General features: G+C 64.5%; 16 protein-coding genes and 1 tRNA gene. 8 read left to right on the forward strand and 9 right to left on the reverse strand.

From position 1 onward, the window contains the following. Positions 1-7: 7 nt before the first annotated feature. The 6 genes from plsX to ROH8110_RS06560 all read left to right on the forward strand — a co-directional run bounded on the left by plsX (position 8) and on the right by ROH8110_RS06560 (position 4,718). Positions 8-1,114, forward strand: a complete 1,107-nt coding sequence (gene plsX, locus ROH8110_RS06535; protein WP_085816841.1) for a phosphate acyltransferase PlsX — start codon at positions 8-10, stop codon at positions 1,112-1,114. Then, entirely contained in the window at positions 1,111-2,085 is a 975-nt protein-coding gene (locus tag ROH8110_RS06540) for a beta-ketoacyl-ACP synthase III (RefSeq protein ID WP_085816842.1), read from the forward strand. Before plsX ends, ROH8110_RS06540 begins: the two co-directional genes overlap by 4 nt. Positions 2,086-2,189: 104 nt before the next feature. Beyond that, a complete protein-coding gene (gene ihfA / locus ROH8110_RS06545; protein WP_085816843.1) occupies positions 2,190-2,492 on the forward strand; it encodes an integration host factor subunit alpha in 303 nt (100 codons plus the stop codon). A 14-nt stretch (positions 2,493-2,506) separates the two neighbouring features. Beyond that, positions 2,507-3,418: a MerR family transcriptional regulator gene (locus tag ROH8110_RS06550; RefSeq protein WP_085816844.1), complete on the forward strand. Its 912-nt coding sequence runs from the start codon at positions 2,507-2,509 to the stop codon at positions 3,416-3,418. Positions 3,419-3,481: 63 nt separating this feature from the next. Next, positions 3,482-3,558: transfer RNA gene (locus ROH8110_RS06555), tRNA-Pro, on the forward strand. 83 nt (positions 3,559-3,641) lie between these two features. Further along, the gene (locus tag ROH8110_RS06560; RefSeq protein ID WP_085817045.1) at positions 3,642-4,718 is read left to right on the forward strand and encodes a 2'-deoxycytidine 5'-triphosphate deaminase; all 1,077 of its coding nucleotides are present in this window, start codon (positions 3,642-3,644) and stop codon (positions 4,716-4,718) included. A gap of 6 nt (positions 4,719-4,724) precedes the next feature. Here the strand turns inward: ROH8110_RS06560 and ROH8110_RS06565 are convergent, their stop codons facing one another. From ROH8110_RS06565 to ROH8110_RS06605, 9 genes are all read right to left on the reverse strand, one after another. Further along, positions 4,725-4,961 (reverse strand): hypothetical protein, encoded by a 237-nt coding sequence (locus ROH8110_RS06565; RefSeq protein ID WP_139837389.1) that lies wholly within the window; start codon positions 4,959-4,961, stop codon positions 4,725-4,727. A gap of 78 nt (positions 4,962-5,039) precedes the next feature. Continuing rightward, positions 5,040-5,702, reverse strand: a complete 663-nt coding sequence (gene scpB, locus ROH8110_RS06570) for an SMC-Scp complex subunit ScpB (RefSeq protein WP_085816846.1) — start codon at positions 5,700-5,702, stop codon at positions 5,040-5,042. Positions 5,703-5,706: 4 nt separating this feature from the next. After that, entirely contained in the window at positions 5,707-6,498 is a 792-nt protein-coding gene (locus ROH8110_RS06575) for a segregation and condensation protein A (protein ID WP_085816847.1), read from the reverse strand. After that, positions 6,491-7,522, reverse strand: a complete 1,032-nt coding sequence (gene nagZ, locus ROH8110_RS06580; protein WP_085816848.1) for a beta-N-acetylhexosaminidase — start codon at positions 7,520-7,522, stop codon at positions 6,491-6,493. Before nagZ ends, ROH8110_RS06575 begins: the two co-directional genes overlap by 8 nt. Further along, a complete protein-coding gene (locus ROH8110_RS06585) occupies positions 7,498-8,520 on the reverse strand; it encodes an SPOR domain-containing protein (protein ID WP_085816849.1) in 1,023 nt (340 codons plus the stop codon). The genes nagZ and ROH8110_RS06585 overlap by 25 nt, the downstream gene beginning before the upstream one ends. Positions 8,521-8,596: 76 nt before the next feature. Next, positions 8,597-10,342 (reverse strand): arginine--tRNA ligase, encoded by a 1,746-nt coding sequence (gene argS / locus ROH8110_RS06590; RefSeq protein ID WP_085816850.1) that lies wholly within the window; start codon positions 10,340-10,342, stop codon positions 8,597-8,599. A 51-nt stretch (positions 10,343-10,393) separates the two neighbouring features. Next, positions 10,394-11,014 carry a hypothetical protein gene (locus tag ROH8110_RS06595; protein WP_139837390.1) on the reverse strand — a complete coding sequence of 207 codons (621 nt, stop codon included), beginning with the start codon at positions 11,012-11,014 and terminating at the stop codon, positions 10,394-10,396. Between the two features lie 56 nt (positions 11,015-11,070). Next, the gene (locus ROH8110_RS06600; protein WP_121143612.1) at positions 11,071-12,933 is read right to left on the reverse strand and encodes a cation:proton antiporter; all 1,863 of its coding nucleotides are present in this window, start codon (positions 12,931-12,933) and stop codon (positions 11,071-11,073) included. Between the two features lie 9 nt (positions 12,934-12,942). Continuing rightward, positions 12,943-14,112, reverse strand: coding sequence for a deoxyguanosinetriphosphate triphosphohydrolase (locus ROH8110_RS06605; protein WP_085816853.1), 1,170 nt, complete (start codon positions 14,110-14,112; stop codon positions 12,943-12,945). A gap of 77 nt (positions 14,113-14,189) precedes the next feature. On the opposite strand from ROH8110_RS06605, the gene ROH8110_RS06610 reads away from it, so the two are divergent. After that, positions 14,190-14,513, forward strand: coding sequence for a HesB/IscA family protein (locus tag ROH8110_RS06610; protein ID WP_085816854.1), 324 nt, complete (start codon positions 14,190-14,192; stop codon positions 14,511-14,513). Positions 14,514-14,639: 126 nt separating this feature from the next. Next, on the forward strand, positions 14,640-15,428 hold the full coding sequence (gene xth / locus ROH8110_RS06615; protein WP_085816855.1) for an exodeoxyribonuclease III: 789 nt from the start codon (positions 14,640-14,642) through the stop codon (positions 15,426-15,428). Positions 15,429-15,438: the final 10 nt, after the last annotated feature.

Here is a 15,438-nt window from a genome sequence, read left to right on the forward strand (position 1 = left end):
CGTCCGCATGACCGCACGGATGGAAAAATCTCACGCGGGTGCCGGACGCACCATCATATCCGTAGACGCCATGGGCGGCGACGAGGGGCCGGCAACCGTTGTTGCCGGCATTTCGTATTCGGCCAAGAAGAACCCCGATATCGGGTTCATCCTGCATGGTCCCGAGGATGTGCTGAAACCGCTTGTCGCCAAGCGGCGGAATCTGCATGGCCGCTGCCAGATCCGAAATGCGCCCGATGTGGTGCAGATGGAGGACAAGCCCAGCCATGTGCTGCGCACCGGGCGCGAGACCTCGATGTGGTCGGCGCTGGAATCGGTGCGCAATGGCGAGGCGACGGTCTGCGTTTCCTGCGGCAATACCGGCGCGCTGATGCTGTTGTCGGTGATGCGGCTTCGCAAGCTGACCGGTATCTATCGTCCCGCGATCGCGGTGCTGTGGCCCTCGCGCAACCCGCAGGGTTTCAACATCATGTTGGACGGGGGCGCCGATATCCGCGCCGATGCCAAGGACCTGATGCAATACGCGCTGATGGGCACGTCCTATGCGCGCAACGGATTCGGGCTGACCAAGCCGCGCGTCGGGCTTCTGAACGTGGGCACCGAAGAGCACAAGGGCCGCGCCGAGCTCAAGGAAGCCTATGATCTGATCTCGGCCAATGCCCGCAACGCCGATTTCGAGTTCGTCGGATTCGTCGAGGGCCGCGACCTGCCCGGCACGCTGTGCGATGTGATCGTGACCGACGGGTTCACCGGCAATGTCGCATTGAAGACCGGGGAAGGCATCGCCTCGCTGATCTCGGCGCTGTTGCGCGAGGCGTTCCAGTATTCGCCCCTCTCGCGGCTGGCCTCGGTGCTGGCCTATACCTCCCTCCAGCGCCTCAAGAAACGAATCGATCCGCGTCGCGCCAATGGCGGTGTGTTCCTTGGCCTGAACGGCACGGTGGTGAAATCGCACGGGTCAGCGGACGCGACCGGCGTGTCGGCGGCTGTAAAGCTTGCTTTCGAGCTGGCCGAGACGGGGTTTACCGAAAAGCTGGCCGCACGGGTTGCATCCGCCAGCATGCTTGACCAAGATGCCGCGACCAACAATTCAGACAACGGTGAAACCGAATGACGCTGCGCGCCGTCGTGGAAGGCGTCGGGCACTACTTGCCGGACCGTATCGTTCCCAACTCCGAATTTGAAAAATCGCTCGACACGTCGGACGAGTGGATCCGCACGCGCTCGGGCATCGAGCGACGGCACTTTGCCGCCGACGACCAGACCACGTCGGACCTGGCAGTGCGTGCGGCGCGCGCGGCGCTGGGCGATGCCGGGCTGAGTGCTTCGGATGTGGATGGAATCATCGTCGCCACATCGACGCCGGACCTCACCTTTCCTTCGGTCGCCACGATGGTGCAGCAAGAGCTGGGCATGACGCGCGGTTTTGCCTTTGACGTGCAGGCGGTTTGCGCTGGGTTCGTCTATGCGCTGACCAATGCCAATGCGCTGATCGTGGCCGGTCAGGCCCAATGCCTGCTGGTGATCGGCGCAGAAACCTTCAGCCGGATCATGGACTGGAACGACCGGTCCACCTGCGTGCTGTTCGGCGATGGCGCCGGGGCGCTGGTGCTGCGCGGCCAAGAGGGCAAGGGCAGCAACGAGGATCGCGGGATCCTGTCGGCCGACCTCAATTCCGACGGGCGCTATCGCGAGATGCTCTATGTCGATGGTGGCGTGTCCACCACCGGCGAGGCGGGCAAGCTGCGCATGCAGGGCAATCCGCTGTTCCGCCAGGCGGTGGAGAAACTGGCCAGCACCGCGGAAACCGCGCTGGCGAAGATCGGGCTGAGCGGCGCGGACGTGGACTGGATCGTGCCGCACCAGGCCAATATCCGCATCATCCAGGGCACCGCCAAGAAAATGGGCGTGTCGATGGACCATGTGATCGTCACCGTGCAGGACCACGGCAATACCTCGGCGGCCTCGATCCCGCTGGCGCTGTCGGTCGGGGTGGAGCGCGGACAGATCAAGCGCGGCGACCTGCTGCTGTCCGAAGCGATCGGCGGCGGGCTGGCCTGGGGCTCTGTCGTGCTGCGCTGGTAGATGGCTCGCCAACCGATCTTCGCTTAAAGAGCCCTTCGCAAGTCGTTGACATTGACTCGGAAATTCCTTCCACCATAAAGTCTGGCAATGACAGAGGGGATGAGATGAGCGAGAAAACAATCACCAGAATGGATCTGAGCGAGGCCGTCTTCCGGGAAGTCGGGCTTTCGCGTAACGATTCCGCGCAGCTCGTGGAAACAGTGTTGTCACATATGTCCGACGCGTTGGTGCGCGGAGAGCAAGTCAAGATTTCGTCCTTCGGAACCTTCTCGGTGCGCGAGAAATCCGCACGGGTCGGGCGCAATCCCAAGACAGGCGAGGAAGTCCCGATCAACCCCCGGCGCGTTCTGACATTTCGTCCGTCGCATCTGATGAAGGACCGGGTCGCCGACGGCAACAAAAGCTAGGACACAAGCCGGAAATGGCCAAATCAGCCGACGCCTTCCGCACCATCAGCGAAGTAGCCGACTGGCTGGAAACACCCGCGCATGTTCTGCGCTTCTGGGAAAGCAAGTTCAGCCAGGTCAAACCCGTGAAGCGCGCGGGCGGGCGGCGCTATTACCGGCCTGCCGACATGCAGCTGCTGAGCGGGATCAAGAAACTGCTGCATGATGACGGCATGACGATCAAGGGCGTGCAGAAAATCCTTCGGGAACAAGGCGTCAGGCATGTCACCGCCTTGTCGCAGCCGTTGGAAGGCGAGGCTCACGACATCGAAGAGGCCCGGCTTGAAATTGCGCCCGAGACACCACCCGAATCCGCCCAGGTGCTGAACTTCAGGGACGGACAGGCCAGCGCAGCCGGGGCGGACGACGATGACGCGCCAGACGCCCCGCCCGCAAGCGCGCCCCCTGCCCCTGCACCCGAGACACCGGCCGAAGCGCCAACCGACATGAGCGACACTCCGGCACCTGATACGGTCGCGCATGAGTGTGACGAGAGCGTGACCGACACGGACAGCACCTTTACCACAGACACCGCGGACGCAGCCACAGAGGACGCTCCTGAGGCGGCGGGGGCGCCGCCTTTGGACGCGGACGCGCTGCACCCCCCGACAGCCGACGATGTGTTCGGCACCTCAAACGATGACATCGCGGCTGACGCGGAGCCCGGCCCCATCGACGAAACCGAAGCGCCCCCAACCGCACCCCGGCCGGCCATCGTTACGGTGCCCGACGATCCGCCCGACAATACCCCTGCCCCTGCCGGGTTGCTGACGCAGCTCAGCCGATTCTCGGGGTCGCTTGCCCCCGAGCAGCGCGCCCGTCTGGCCAGTTTGTGCGATCGCCTGCACAGCGCGAGTGACAAAGGCGGCCCGCAGCGCAGCCGGTGATGGGAAAATTCCCATTTCCCCTCTTGTTCCCGGTGTCAAAACCGGTATGTAACGGCCTCATGTCGGGCTATAGCGCAGTCTGGTAGCGCGTCCGTCTGGGGGACGGGAGGTCGCAGGTTCGAATCCTGCTAGCCCGACCATTTCACCGCCCCCATAATCGCCCCGGCAGGGGCGCCGGCAGATGCCAGCGGCGCCCGTGCCCAGTGAATTGGGGATGGATGACATGACCGGTGTTCTTGCGAGCCAGCAGATTTCGGCACTCATCGCCGATGGCCGACTTTCGGCACAAAAACCAATCCTTCCCGAACAGGTGCAGCCCGCCAGCCTCGATCTGAGGCTTGGCAATGTAGCTTACCGCGTGCGCGCCTCGTTCCTGGCCGGCCACGATTGCAGCGTCACCGAGCGACTGGACGAATTCGAGATGCACCGCATTGACCTGCGCGATGGTGCGGTGCTGGAAAAGGGCTGCGTCTATGTCGTGCCCTTGATGGAGGTTCTGGACCTTCCGGCCGGTTTGCAGGCCGTTACCAATGCCAAGTCATCGACCGGGCGCCTGGACCTTCTGACGCGCACGATCACCGATGGCGGCACCGAGTTCGACCGCATCCCGGCAGGTTACAGTGGCCCGCTTTACGCCGAGATCTGCCCGCGTTCCTTCTCGGTCCTGGTGCGTCCCGGCATGCGGCTCAACCAGATCCGTTTCCGCGACGGTCAGGCGGTGCTGGGCGATGATGAACTGCGCGCGCTGCATGCCAGCATGCCGCTTGTCGATGACGAGCCGGTGATCGGTGACGGCCTGGGCTTTTCGGTGGATCTCAAGCCCCAGAGTGGCACACTGGTCGGCTATCGCGCAAAGCCCCATACCGGCGTGATCGACCTCGACAATATCGGCGGATATGACCCGGCCGAGTATTGGGAGGAGGTGCATTCCGACAATGGCCGCATCATCCTCGATCCCGGCGCGTTCTATATCCTGGTCAGCCGCGAGGCCGTGCATATCCCGCCCGCCTATGCCGCTGAAATGGCGCCCTACCTGGCGATGGTGGGGGAATTCCGTGTGCATTACGCGGGCTTCTTCGACCCCGGATTCGGCCATGACGCGGCCGGAGGCGCCGGGTCGCGCGGCGTGCTGGAGGTGCGCTGCCACGAAGCGCCCTTTGTGCTGGAGCACGGTCAGATCGTCGGGCGGCTGGTCTATGAGAAGATGGATCAGGAACCCGCGCAGCTATACGGCGCCGGAATCAGCTCGAATTACCAAGGCCAGGGGCTGAAACTGTCCAAGCACTTCCGGGCCCGCTGAGCCGGATCAGAACTTGCCGAAGCGCCGGCCAAGGCGCATTGCTTGACGGGCGCGCTGCTGAGTCTTGCGCGTGTCAGGCCCCTGCCCCTGCCCGGCCTGCTGTTGGCCGCGCTGCGTCTGTCCCTGCCCCTGCGACTTGCCCTTGCGGTTGCCCATTGCGCTGATTCCAGCATTCACGCCGCGGCTCATCAACTGGCGCATGACCATGCGGATGATCATCGTAACGATCCGATTAGCGTTCATGGTAGCCTCGCTTTCTGCCTCTGTGGCATGGCATAGCATGAAACCATGCCGATTTCAGGGCGTTTCGGATCGGCGCGATCACTCCTCGAAAAGTTCGCTCTGATCGTCCTCATCCGCGTCGTCATTGTCGTCGCCGTCTTCGCCCAGTTGCGGCATCGAGCCGGGCGGCGGGCGGTTCTCCAGAAGGCCGGCGGCCCGCAACTCCTTGAGACCCGGCAGGTCGCGCGCGGATTCGAGGCCGAAATGATCGAGGAAATTCTGCGTGACCACGAAGGTCACGGGTCGCCCCGGCGTCATCTTGCGGCGGCCAAAGCGGATCCACTCCATCTCGAGCAGCTGATCGACCGTGCCCCGGCTGACCGAGACGCCGCGGATCTCTTCGATTTCGGCGCGCGTCACCGGCTGATGATAAGAGATGATTGCCAGCGTTTCGATCGCCGCGCGGCTGAGCTTGCGGGTTTCCACGGTTTCTTTCTGCATCAGGAAACCGAGATCGGGTGCCGTGCGCATCGCCCAGGCATCGCCGACCTTGACCACCCGAACGCCGCGCCCCTCGTAGCGTTTGCGCAGATGCGTCAACGCCTCGGCCGCATCGCAGCCATGCGGCATCCGGGCCTCGATCTCCTTGAGGGTGACTGGTTCCGCAGTAGCGAAGAGGATCGCTTCGCACATGCGCTCCTGCTCGGCTATCGGGGGCGCCGCGAAAAGGCTTTCTTCTTTTCTCTCAGTCTCTTCTGACATGTTCCTAATCTTTCCGGCGCAGCTCTATCGGAGCGAATGTATCGGATTGGCGCAGCTCGATCTTGCCTTCCTTGGCCAGCTCCAGGGAGGCCGCGAATGTCGATGCCGTCGCCGAGCGGATGCGGGCGGGATCGCTGGTGAAGCCTTCGGGCAGATAGGTGGAAATGTCGGTCCAGGTACCGGCGAAACCGATGAGAGAGCGCATCCGCTCAAGCGCCTGTTCCATGGTGAAGACCGATTCGCGATCCATCGCATAGGGGCGGAACTCATCCTTGGTGCGGATGCGCGCATAGCCCTGCATGAGGTCGAGAAGCGTCGCGGTATAGGTCACGCGCTTGACGCGGGTCACATCCTCGGGGATGCCACGCGCAAAGAAATCGCGGCCCAGCTGATCACGCGCCATCAGCATGGCAGCATGTTCACGCATCGCCTGAAGCCGTTCGAGCTGAAAGGCAAGATGCGCGGCCATTTCCTCGCCCGAGGGGCCGTCTTCGGCGGGATCGGGCGGCAACAAGAGCCGCGATTTGAGAAAGGCAAGCCAAGCGGCCATCACCAGGTAATCGGCGGCCAGTTCGATGCGCAGTTGCTTGGCCTGATCGACAAAGGCAAGGTATTGGCGCGCGAGTTCCAGGATCGACACCTTGCGCAGATCGACCTTCTGGGTGCGGCCAAGCGTCAGGAGCACGTCGAGAGGACCCTCGAATCCGTCGATATCGACGATCAGTGCCTCGGCGGCCACACGTTCGGCAACGGGAACCACCCGCGCCTGACCTTCCTCGAAATCATCTTCAACCATCACCGCGCCCGTTTATCAGCGCGTCAAGCTTTGCCTCAAGGGCCGGAATGTCAACCTCGTCGGGCTTGCGTCGTGCGGCCAGTGCGCGTTCGGCACGGGCCTGACCCACTGCCGAGAGGCGCCCGGAAGCGTCCGACACGGCGATGCGTTCGTCGAGCGTGCCATTGCAATGCAGCACCACATCGCATCCCGCATCGATCGCGGCGCGGGCATTCGCTGCCAGCGACCCCTTGAGCGCCTTCATCGAGATATCGTCGGTCATGATCAGCCCGTCAAAGCCGATCTCGTCGCGGATCAGGCGCATCATCACTGGCGACAGCGTTGCGGCGCGCGAGTCGATGGCGCTGTAGACCAGATGCGCGGTCATCCCCATCGGCAAGTCGTTAAGCGCGCGGAAGGGCGCGAAATCCTGCTTGCTCAGGTCTGCATGGGCGGCATCGACCACGGGCAGGTCGAGGTGGCTGTCGACCTGTGCGCGGCCATGTCCGGGGATATGCTTGAGCACCGGCAAGACGCCCCCCGCAAGCAACCCGTCCGCGACCGCCCGCCCCAGGCGCGCCACCGTGTCAGGGTCGCAGCCATAGCAGCGGTTCCTCAGGAAATCATGGGTTTCGGGCGCGGCCACATCGACCAGCGGCGCGCAATTGCTGTCGATGCCCAGATCATGCAGTTCGGCGGCGATCAGGCGATAGCGCAGATACATCGCCTCTTCGCCCCTGTCGCCGACAGCCGCCACATGATCGAGCGGCGCAAGCCATTCGCGCCAGAGCGGCGCGCGCAGGCGCTGCACGCGCCCGCCTTCCTGATCAATGGTGATTGGGGCATCACGGCCCACGGCATCGCGCATCTCGGCGCAAAGCGCGCGCACCTGCTCGGGCGTATCGATATTGCGCGCGAAGAGGATGAAACCGAAGGGGTCGGCATCCTTGAACAGCCGTTTCTCCCCGGCGTTCAGCCGCAGCCCTTCGGCATCAAGGATCGAGGCCCCGAAATGGCGGCTCAACGGGTGACCACCGGGATGCATTCGGCGTTTTCCGCGACCAGAGCCGAGCAGAAGCGGCGCGCATCACTCAGATCTTCGAAACCGATCGCGCGCAGGCGATAGAAAGTGCGTCCGCCGCTCTGCGCCTTCTGGATCACGCGATCCTTGCCTTCCAGGTATTCGCCGAAGCGACCGTCAAGGCGCTTCCATTCCTGGCGGGCGATGTCGGCGGATTCGAAGGCGCCAAGCTGTGCAAGGCGGGTGCCTGCCGGGATCGCCTCGGGGTCGATATCGCGCGGCCCGCTTTGCGACGGGGCGGCGGTGGCGGTCTGTTGCCGGGCCTGCTGTCCCAGCGAGACGGGGCGCAACTGCGGACGCAGCGAACGCCCGATCCCGCCTTCGACGCGCAGCGCCTCGGCGATGGCGGCCTCGACCGCAGGTTCGCGCGCGGCCAGGTCCTCGGTTTCGGGGACCGGATCATCGGCGGGTTCGACACTGGCCGCTTCGGCAAGGTCGCCCTGATCGGTGAGTTCGGTGGCAAGCGCCTCGACGGCGGCCAGTTGCACGGGTTGGCCGGCCGCGGGCGCGGGTTCGCCCGCCTCGGCGCTCGGGGTCGCTTCGGCTTGCACCTTGTCTGCCGGTTCGGCTGTGGGTGTGGGTTCGGGCTTCGGCTTGGGGCGCGCTGCCGCCAATTCGCTGGCGGGTGCGTCCTCAAGCGTAAGGTCCAGGGGTTTGGGCGCAAGTATCAGACGGTCTGCGGGTTTCTCGGCGGTGCCATCTGCCGCGACCGCATTGACCGAAAGGCCCTGATTGAGCGCCTGACGCCCGCCCGGATCCTCAGGTTGAACCCGCATCGGCCCTTCGGCGGCGCGCACCACTGGCACACCGCTGACATCGCGCACCAGAAGCTTGTAGCCCCAGATACCGACCCCGACGATCAGCAGCATGGAAACCGCCGCCCCCGCCAGGTTGGTCAATCCTGCGATTCTGCTGCCCTGCCCCGGCGCAGCATCCGGCTGCGCGCCCTGCATCTCTGCCATGTTTCGCCTCGCTCTCGCACCGGCGATACGTGGCCGCCGGGTTCTTTACTGCCGCCCCGGCGCGCATGCGCGGTTTTTACCGCATTTCCTCGGCCGGGGTTACGCCAAGAATACCAAGACCTGCGGAAATAACAACGGTCACGGCCCGCACAAGGGCGATTTTGGACTGGCTCGTGACCGGATCGTCCTCTTGCAGGAAGCGCAGCGCGGGTTCGTCATTGCCACGGTTCCACAGCGCATGAAGTTCCGACGCCAGATCATAGAGATAGAAGGCGACGCGGTGGGGCTCGTTGCTGCGACCGGCGATCTCGATGAGGCGCGGCCATTCGGCCAGTTTGCGCGCAACGCTGAGTTCGGCCTCGTGCGTCAGGGTCTCGAGCGCGGCGCCCGCCAGCGTGGCATCATCCACGTCGATCCCCGCCTCACGCGCCTTGCGCAGCACCGAGTTCACCCGCGCATTTGCGTATTGGACGTAAAAGACCGGGTTGTCCTTGGATTGCTCGAGCACCTTGTCGAAGTCGAAATCCAGTGGCGCGTCGTTCTTGCGGGTCAGCATGACGAAGCGTGTCACGTCGGGGCCGACCTGATCGACCACGTCGCGCAGGGTCACGAAGGTGCCCGCGCGTTTGGACATCTTGAAGGGCTCGCCGTTCTTGTAGAGCTTGACCAGCTGGCACAGCTTGATGTCGAGCGGCACGCGCCCGTCGGTCAACGCTGAAACCGCCGCTTTCATCCGTTTGACATAGCCGCCGTGATCAGCCCCGAACACGTCGATCAGCACGTCGAAACCGCGCTGCACCTTGTCGTAGTGATAGGCGATATCGGGCGCGAAATAGGTCCAGCTGCCATCGGATTTCTTGACCGGACGATCGACATCGTCGCCATGTTCGGTCGAACGGAACAGGGTTTGCTTGCGCGGCTCCCAGTCTTCGGGCGTCTTGCCCTTGGGCGGCTCGAGCACGCCTTCATAGATCAGGCCCTTGTCCTCGAGCGCCTTCAGCGCCTCTTCGATCAAGCCGGTGCCATAGAGCGATTTTTCCGAATAGAACACGTCCATCTCGACGCCAAGCGCCTTCAAGTCATCGCGAATGAGCTCCATCATCGCTTCGGTGGCAAAGTTGCGCACCTCGGCCAGCCAAACCGCTTCGGGTTGGTCGACATAGGCGTCGCCGACCTCTTTCATCAGGGCCTCGCCGACGGCGATCAGGTAGTCGCCCGGATAGGTGCCGTCCTCGAAGGCGACGGCCTGCCCGTGCGCTTCGAGGTAGCGCAGGTAGACCGAGCGCGCCAGCACATCGACCTGCGCGCCGCCGTCATTGATGTAGTATTCCCGCGTGACCTTGTAGCCTGCGAAATCGAGCAGGCTGGCCAGTGCATCGCCAAAGACCGCACCGCGCGTATGGCCCACATGCAGCGGCCCGGTCGGATTGGCGCTGACATATTCGACATTCACGGACTTGCCCGCGCCAAGGGTCGAGCGTCCGAAATCGGCACCCTGCTGCAGGGCGTCACGCAGGACCGCGTGCCAGACGCCATTGGCCAGCCGCAGGTTGAGAAAGCCCGGCCCGGCCACTTCGGCGCTTTCGATGCGCGGATCGCCGGACAGCTGCGCAGCGAGCGCCTCGGCGATGTCGCGCGGCTTGAGGCCCGCAGGCTTGGCCAGCACCATCGCGGCATTCGTGGCCATGTCGCCATGCGCCGGATCGCGCGGCGGCTCGACGGTGACATTCGCGAAATCGAGCCCGGCGGGCAGCGTGCCCTCGGCCTCGAGCGCGGCCAGCGCCTCGAGGACCAGCGCGTGGATTTCGGTGAACAAATTCATCAGATCATTCCTTTTGCGTCGCGCGCCGGTTTACCACCGCAGCGGCGCGCGTCAATCGCAACGCGCCCGAAGCGGCAGCAATGCCCCGCCAACCGCCCTGCCCCGCACCCCGCACAGGAACAGCGCCGCGGCGGTCAGGTCCTGTTCGGGCACGCTTTCGCAGCGCGATGCGGGCAGGCGCAAGCCGTTCACCCGGATCCCGCGCGCGTCCAGCTTGCCCTGAAGCGTTTCCGGCATCGCCGACAAGGCCCGGTCGAACAACTGCCGATCAACCCCCGCCAGCGCATTGGGTGCGCTGAAGAGCGTCAGCACGCTGCCCTGCCCCGCGCGCAGCGCACCGGCCAGATCACGCGTCAGCGCCGGAATCGCGGTCAATGTTGCACCGATCCGTTCGGGATGACGCAGCGGTTGGAGGTGGATCAGTGCAGCCAGCGGCTCGTCGGCCCAGATCTCGCCCAGACGTCGGCAGAGGTCTGGGCGCAGCGGGTCAAGCGCCAGCGGCTCGATCCGGTCGCGCGCCAGAGTCGCGATCTCGATGATGCGCGCCTCGTCGCGATCCACCAGCACCACCCGCGCGCCCGCAGCACAAAAGGCATGACCCAAGGCCACGCCCTGTTCACAGCCTGCTGCAGCGATCAGAACGGTCTGACCAGAGAATTCTCTTTCAGGCACCAAAGGCACTCATATCCCACCAAACGGCAAATCGTTAACACCGCGCTGCGTCGGGATCAACGTTCACCATTGGCCGTCTGCCGGGCAGCGGGCGCATCGCCGGCCTTGTCGGCGTCGTCGCCTCTGGCGGGTGCAAAGGACAGAAGCTGGATGCCCGAGGTCTTGCGCGGGTCCTCATCCGTCGGAATCAGGCGAAGCCCGCTGTTTTCATCGTATTCGGCGACGGGAACGGCATCGGGATTGCGGGCGCGCCATGCCTCGAAATCGAAGTCCTCGGAAAGGCGGGTCTTACGCACGTCCCAGCCCTCGTTCATCTTCCCGGCGATCTCGTAATAGGTCAGGCCGCCGACGATCGAGCGCCCGCCAAGTGTGGCGGGCAGCGCATGGCGGCGGCTTTCCTGCTTGGCGCGCTTGATCTGGAATACGCTCTCGCGTCCGAATTCCGGGGCGAGGTCGGTGGCAACCAAGGTATTGTAGGCGTCGTTGTCGCTCACCGCCATGACCTGACCGAAGCTCATGATCTCGACGCCATGTTCGGCTGCCTCGGACAGGATGTCGCCGAAGAACACCGGCAGGCCGGCCTCGCGCGCCGAGCGCAGCCGGGCGCGGTTGGCGTCGGCGATCAGCACCGGCACCTCGAGATCGCGCAACGCCTCGGCAAACGCTGCGGCAAAGCGCGACCCACCGACGAAGATCACGCCGGGTATCGCCGCCCCCGCCAGCCCGAGCCCGCGCGCGATCGGCCGAAGGGAAAACCCGTGCAACACCACCGTCGCCGCCACCAAGGCAAAGGCGAGCGGTGTCAGCAACGCGGCGTCCTCGATGCCCGACGCCACCAGACGTTCCGCAAAGAGCCCCGCCACCGCCACCAGCACCACGCCGCGCGGACCGGTAAAGGCCACCAGAAGTCGCTCGCGGACCGGAATCGCGGTGCCCAAGAGCGAAATCAGCACGGTCATCGGACGCACCAGCAACACCACCGCGACGACAAATGCAGCCGCCCGCCAGTTCAGCCTTGCCAGAGTTTCAAAATCCATATTCGCCGCCAGAAGGATGAACACGCCCGATACCAGCAGGATCGTGGCATGTTCCTTGAAACGGCGCAGCTCGGTATAGCTGGGCAGGTCCGCATTGGCGATCCAGATGCCCATCACCGTCACCGCCAACAGACCGCTTTCATGCAGCACCGTGTCCGACAGCGCAAACACGGCCAGAAGCAGCGCGAAGAGAACCGGAACCTTCATGAATTCAGGCACCCATGCCCGGCGAAAGGATTCCGCGATGATCCAGCCCCCCGCGATCCCGAGAGCCGACGCCAGCGCGATGCCGCGCGCGAATTCCCACGCCGCAACACCCATCGTCTCGGCGGTGTTGAGTACCAGCACCACCTCAAAGGCCAGCACCGCCGCCAGCGCGCCGATGGGATCGTTGACGATCGCCTCCCATTGCAGCAGCTGCGCGGGGCGGCGTTTGAGACGCGCCTGTCGCAGAAGCGGCGCGATCACGGTGGGGCCGGTCACGATCATGATGCCGCCGAACACCGCAGAGGACGCCCATCCAAGCCCCGCCACGTAGTGCAGCGCCAGCGCCGAAAAGAGCCAGCCAAGCGGCGCGCCCAAAAAGACCAGCCGTTTCACCCCCTCCGCGGCGCCACGCAGGCTGTGCGCGCTCAGGGTCATCCCGCCTTCAAAGAGAATGATCGCCACTGCAAGCGAGATCATCGGCCCCATCAGCGGCCCGATATCGCGCGCCGGATCGAACACGCCCAGAACCGGCCCGATCAACAGGCCCGCCAGAAGCATCAGCACGATGGCGGGCATACGCAGCCGCCAGGCCAGCCATTGCGCCCCGACGCCAAGCGCGCCGACCAGAGCGAAACTGAGCACCGGGGCCAGAGCCCCGTCAGCCAAGGTTCCCATTGCCATGATTCAGCCGTCTCCCCATGCCCCTGCCCCACCGGGACCGCCCAGAAGCCGCGCATGCTGTTGCAGCGCGAAACGGTCGGTCATCCCGGCAATGTAGTCGCTTACCAGCCGGGCCAGAGCGGTCTGACCCTGCGCCGCCTCGACATCCTTACGCCAACGGTCGGGCAGGTGCTCGGGCTTTTCAAGGTAGAAGGGGAACAATTCCTCAACCACGCAGGTCACCTTGGCGCGCATCGCCATCACCGAGGGCGCGCGATACATCCGCGCGAACAGGAACTTGCGGATCTGCTGGAGGTCGGCCCACATGCCGTCCGAAAAGCGGATCACCGGGCGACCGAGATGGCGCACCTCCTCGGAGGTACTCGGTGCGATCTCGACCAACGCGCTGCGCGAGGTCTCGATCACATCGCCCACCATCACCCCGAACACCCGGCGCAGCGCCTCGTGACGGCGCCGATAGGGATCGAGGTCGGGATATTTGCGATCCACCTCGCCGTAGCAGGCACCGATGATCGGCAGTTCAGCGATCTCCGCCTCGTCGAAAAGCCGCGCGCGCAACCCATCATGCAGGTCGTGATTGTTATAGGCCACGTCATCCGCCAGCGCGGCAACCTGCGCCTCGGCGCTGGCATGAGTATGCAGTTCCAGGTCGTGCCGGGCGTCGTAATCGGCAAGTGCATAGGGCAAAACGCCGGTGACAGGACCGTTATGCTTGGCGATCCCTTCCAGCGTGTCCCAGGTCAGATTGAGGCCGTCGAATTCGGCATAGTGCCGTTCGAGCGCCGTCACGATCCGCACGGCCTGCGCGTTGTGATCGAACCCGCCATAGGGCTGCATCATTGCATCGAGGGCATCCTCGCCGGTATGGCCGAAGGGCGTATGCCCCAGATCATGCGCCAGTGCCACGGCCTCGGTCAGTTCCTGATTGAGGCCAAGCGCGCCGGCGATGGTGCGCGCCACCTGAGCCACCTCGATCGAATGGGTCAAGCGGGTGCGGAAATAATCGCCCTCATGCTCGACGAAGACCTGCGTCTTGTGTTTCAATCTGCGGAACGCGCTGGAATGGATGATGCGGTCGCGGTCGCGCTGATAACAGGAGCGGAACGCGCTTTCCTCTTCGGCCACCAGGCGACCGCGCGTGCGCGCGGGATCCGAGGCATAGGGCATTTGCATGTCGGCTATCCTTGTCGCCTGTTTCCGCAACCCATATATTGCAAAGCGCAAGACAACGGAACCGTCAGGAGATCGTCATGCAGTTGCCCCCGAAAGTGACCGAGCGCGCCTTTGCCCGGCTGGCCGAGATCGGCGCGGGTGATCAGGGTCAGGCCCTGCGCGTCGCCGTCGAGGGCGGCGGCTGTTCGGGATTCCAGTACGACATCCGGCTGGACCGCCCCGCCGAGGACGATCTGGTCCTTGAAGGCGGCGGGCAGAAGGTTGTCGTGGACAGCGTCTCGTTGCCGTTCCTTGAAGGGGCCGTGATCGACTTTTCCGAAGAGCTGATCGGCGCGCGGTTCACGATCGAAAATCCCAATGTCAGCAGCTCGTGCGGCTGCGGAACGTCTTTCGCAATGTAATCAGGTGATTACGGGGCGTTGTTGATCTTTTTTTCCGTGTGATTTCAGAGCGAATGACGGCGCCCTCTCTTGCCATGCGGCGCGTGCTGCGCGATAGAGTCCGCGCAGCCAAGGAGACCCGCCGACATGAAGATCGCCAGTTTCAACATCAACGGCATCAAGGCCCGCGCACAGGCGCTGCTGGACTGGCTGGACGAGGCGCAGCCCGACGTGGCGCTGCTGCAGGAGATCAAGTCGGTCGACGAGAATTTCCCCCGCGAGATGATCGAAGACCGCGGCTATCGCGTTGAAACCCACGGTCAGAAGGGGTTCAACGGTGTGGCGATCCTGTCGAAGCTGCCGCTTGAGGATGTCACCCGAGGGCTGCCCGGCGACGAAAGCGACGAGCAGGCGCGCTGGATCGAGGCCACAGTGATCGGCGATCACATCGCGCTGCGGGTCTGTGGGCTATACCTGCCCAATGGCAACCCCGCGCCAGGGCCGAAATACGACTACAAGCTGGCGTGGATGGCGCGGCTCAAGCAGCGCGCCGAAGAGCTGTTGCGCGGCGAAGAGCCGTTCCTGATGGCCGGCGATTACAACATCATCCCGCAGGACGAGGACGCCAAGCGCCCCGACGCCTGGGCCAAGGATGCGCTGGCCCTGCCCGAAAGCCGTGCGGCCTATCGCCGGATCCTGAACCTTGGCTTCACCGAAGCCTTCCGCGCGCGCCATCAAGGCCCCGGTCACTATACGTTCTGGGATTACCAGGCCGGGGCGTGGAACCGCGATGACGGCATCCGCATCGACCATTTCCTGCTGAGCCCCCAGGCGGCCGATCTGTTGAGCGATTGCCAGATCGACAAGGAGGTTCGCGGGCGCGAGAAGCCGTCGGACCACGTTCCGATCTGGATCACGTTGGACGACGAGGCCTGAGGCGCAGCCG

It is taken from the genome of Roseovarius halotolerans (genome assembly GCF_900172255.1).
In the GTDB taxonomy this organism is placed as follows: domain Bacteria; phylum Pseudomonadota; class Alphaproteobacteria; order Rhodobacterales; family Rhodobacteraceae; genus Roseovarius; species Roseovarius halotolerans.

Excerpts from the sequence above, each read along its gene's own strand:
- plsX (WP_085816841.1), top strand. The coding sequence starts at position 8 with ATGACCGCACGGATGGAAAAATCTCACGCGGGTGCCGGACGCACCATC.
- ROH8110_RS06540 (WP_085816842.1), top strand. The coding sequence starts at position 1,111 with ATGACGCTGCGCGCCGTCGTGGAAGGCGTCGGGCACTACTTGCCGGAC.
- ihfA (WP_085816843.1), top strand. The coding sequence starts at position 2,190 with ATGAGCGAGAAAACAATCACCAGAATGGATCTGAGCGAGGCCGTCTTC.
- ROH8110_RS06550 (WP_085816844.1), top strand. The coding sequence starts at position 2,507 with ATGGCCAAATCAGCCGACGCCTTCCGCACCATCAGCGAAGTAGCCGAC.
- ROH8110_RS06560 (WP_085817045.1), top strand. The coding sequence starts at position 3,642 with ATGACCGGTGTTCTTGCGAGCCAGCAGATTTCGGCACTCATCGCCGAT.
- ROH8110_RS06565 (WP_139837389.1), bottom strand. The coding sequence starts at position 4,961 with ATGAACGCTAATCGGATCGTTACGATGATCATCCGCATGGTCATGCGC.
- scpB (WP_085816846.1), bottom strand. The coding sequence starts at position 5,702 with ATGTCAGAAGAGACTGAGAGAAAAGAAGAAAGCCTTTTCGCGGCGCCC.
- ROH8110_RS06575 (WP_085816847.1), bottom strand. The coding sequence starts at position 6,498 with ATGGTTGAAGATGATTTCGAGGAAGGTCAGGCGCGGGTGGTTCCCGTT.
- nagZ (WP_085816848.1), bottom strand. The coding sequence starts at position 7,522 with ATGCATCCCGGTGGTCACCCGTTGAGCCGCCATTTCGGGGCCTCGATC.
- ROH8110_RS06585 (WP_085816849.1), bottom strand. The coding sequence starts at position 8,520 with ATGGCAGAGATGCAGGGCGCGCAGCCGGATGCTGCGCCGGGGCAGGGC.
- argS (WP_085816850.1), bottom strand. The coding sequence starts at position 10,342 with ATGAATTTGTTCACCGAAATCCACGCGCTGGTCCTCGAGGCGCTGGCC.
- ROH8110_RS06600 (WP_121143612.1), bottom strand. The coding sequence starts at position 12,933 with ATGGGAACCTTGGCTGACGGGGCTCTGGCCCCGGTGCTCAGTTTCGCT.
- ROH8110_RS06605 (WP_085816853.1), bottom strand. The coding sequence starts at position 14,112 with ATGCAAATGCCCTATGCCTCGGATCCCGCGCGCACGCGCGGTCGCCTG.
- ROH8110_RS06610 (WP_085816854.1), top strand. The coding sequence starts at position 14,190 with ATGCAGTTGCCCCCGAAAGTGACCGAGCGCGCCTTTGCCCGGCTGGCC.
- xth (WP_085816855.1), top strand. The coding sequence starts at position 14,640 with ATGAAGATCGCCAGTTTCAACATCAACGGCATCAAGGCCCGCGCACAG.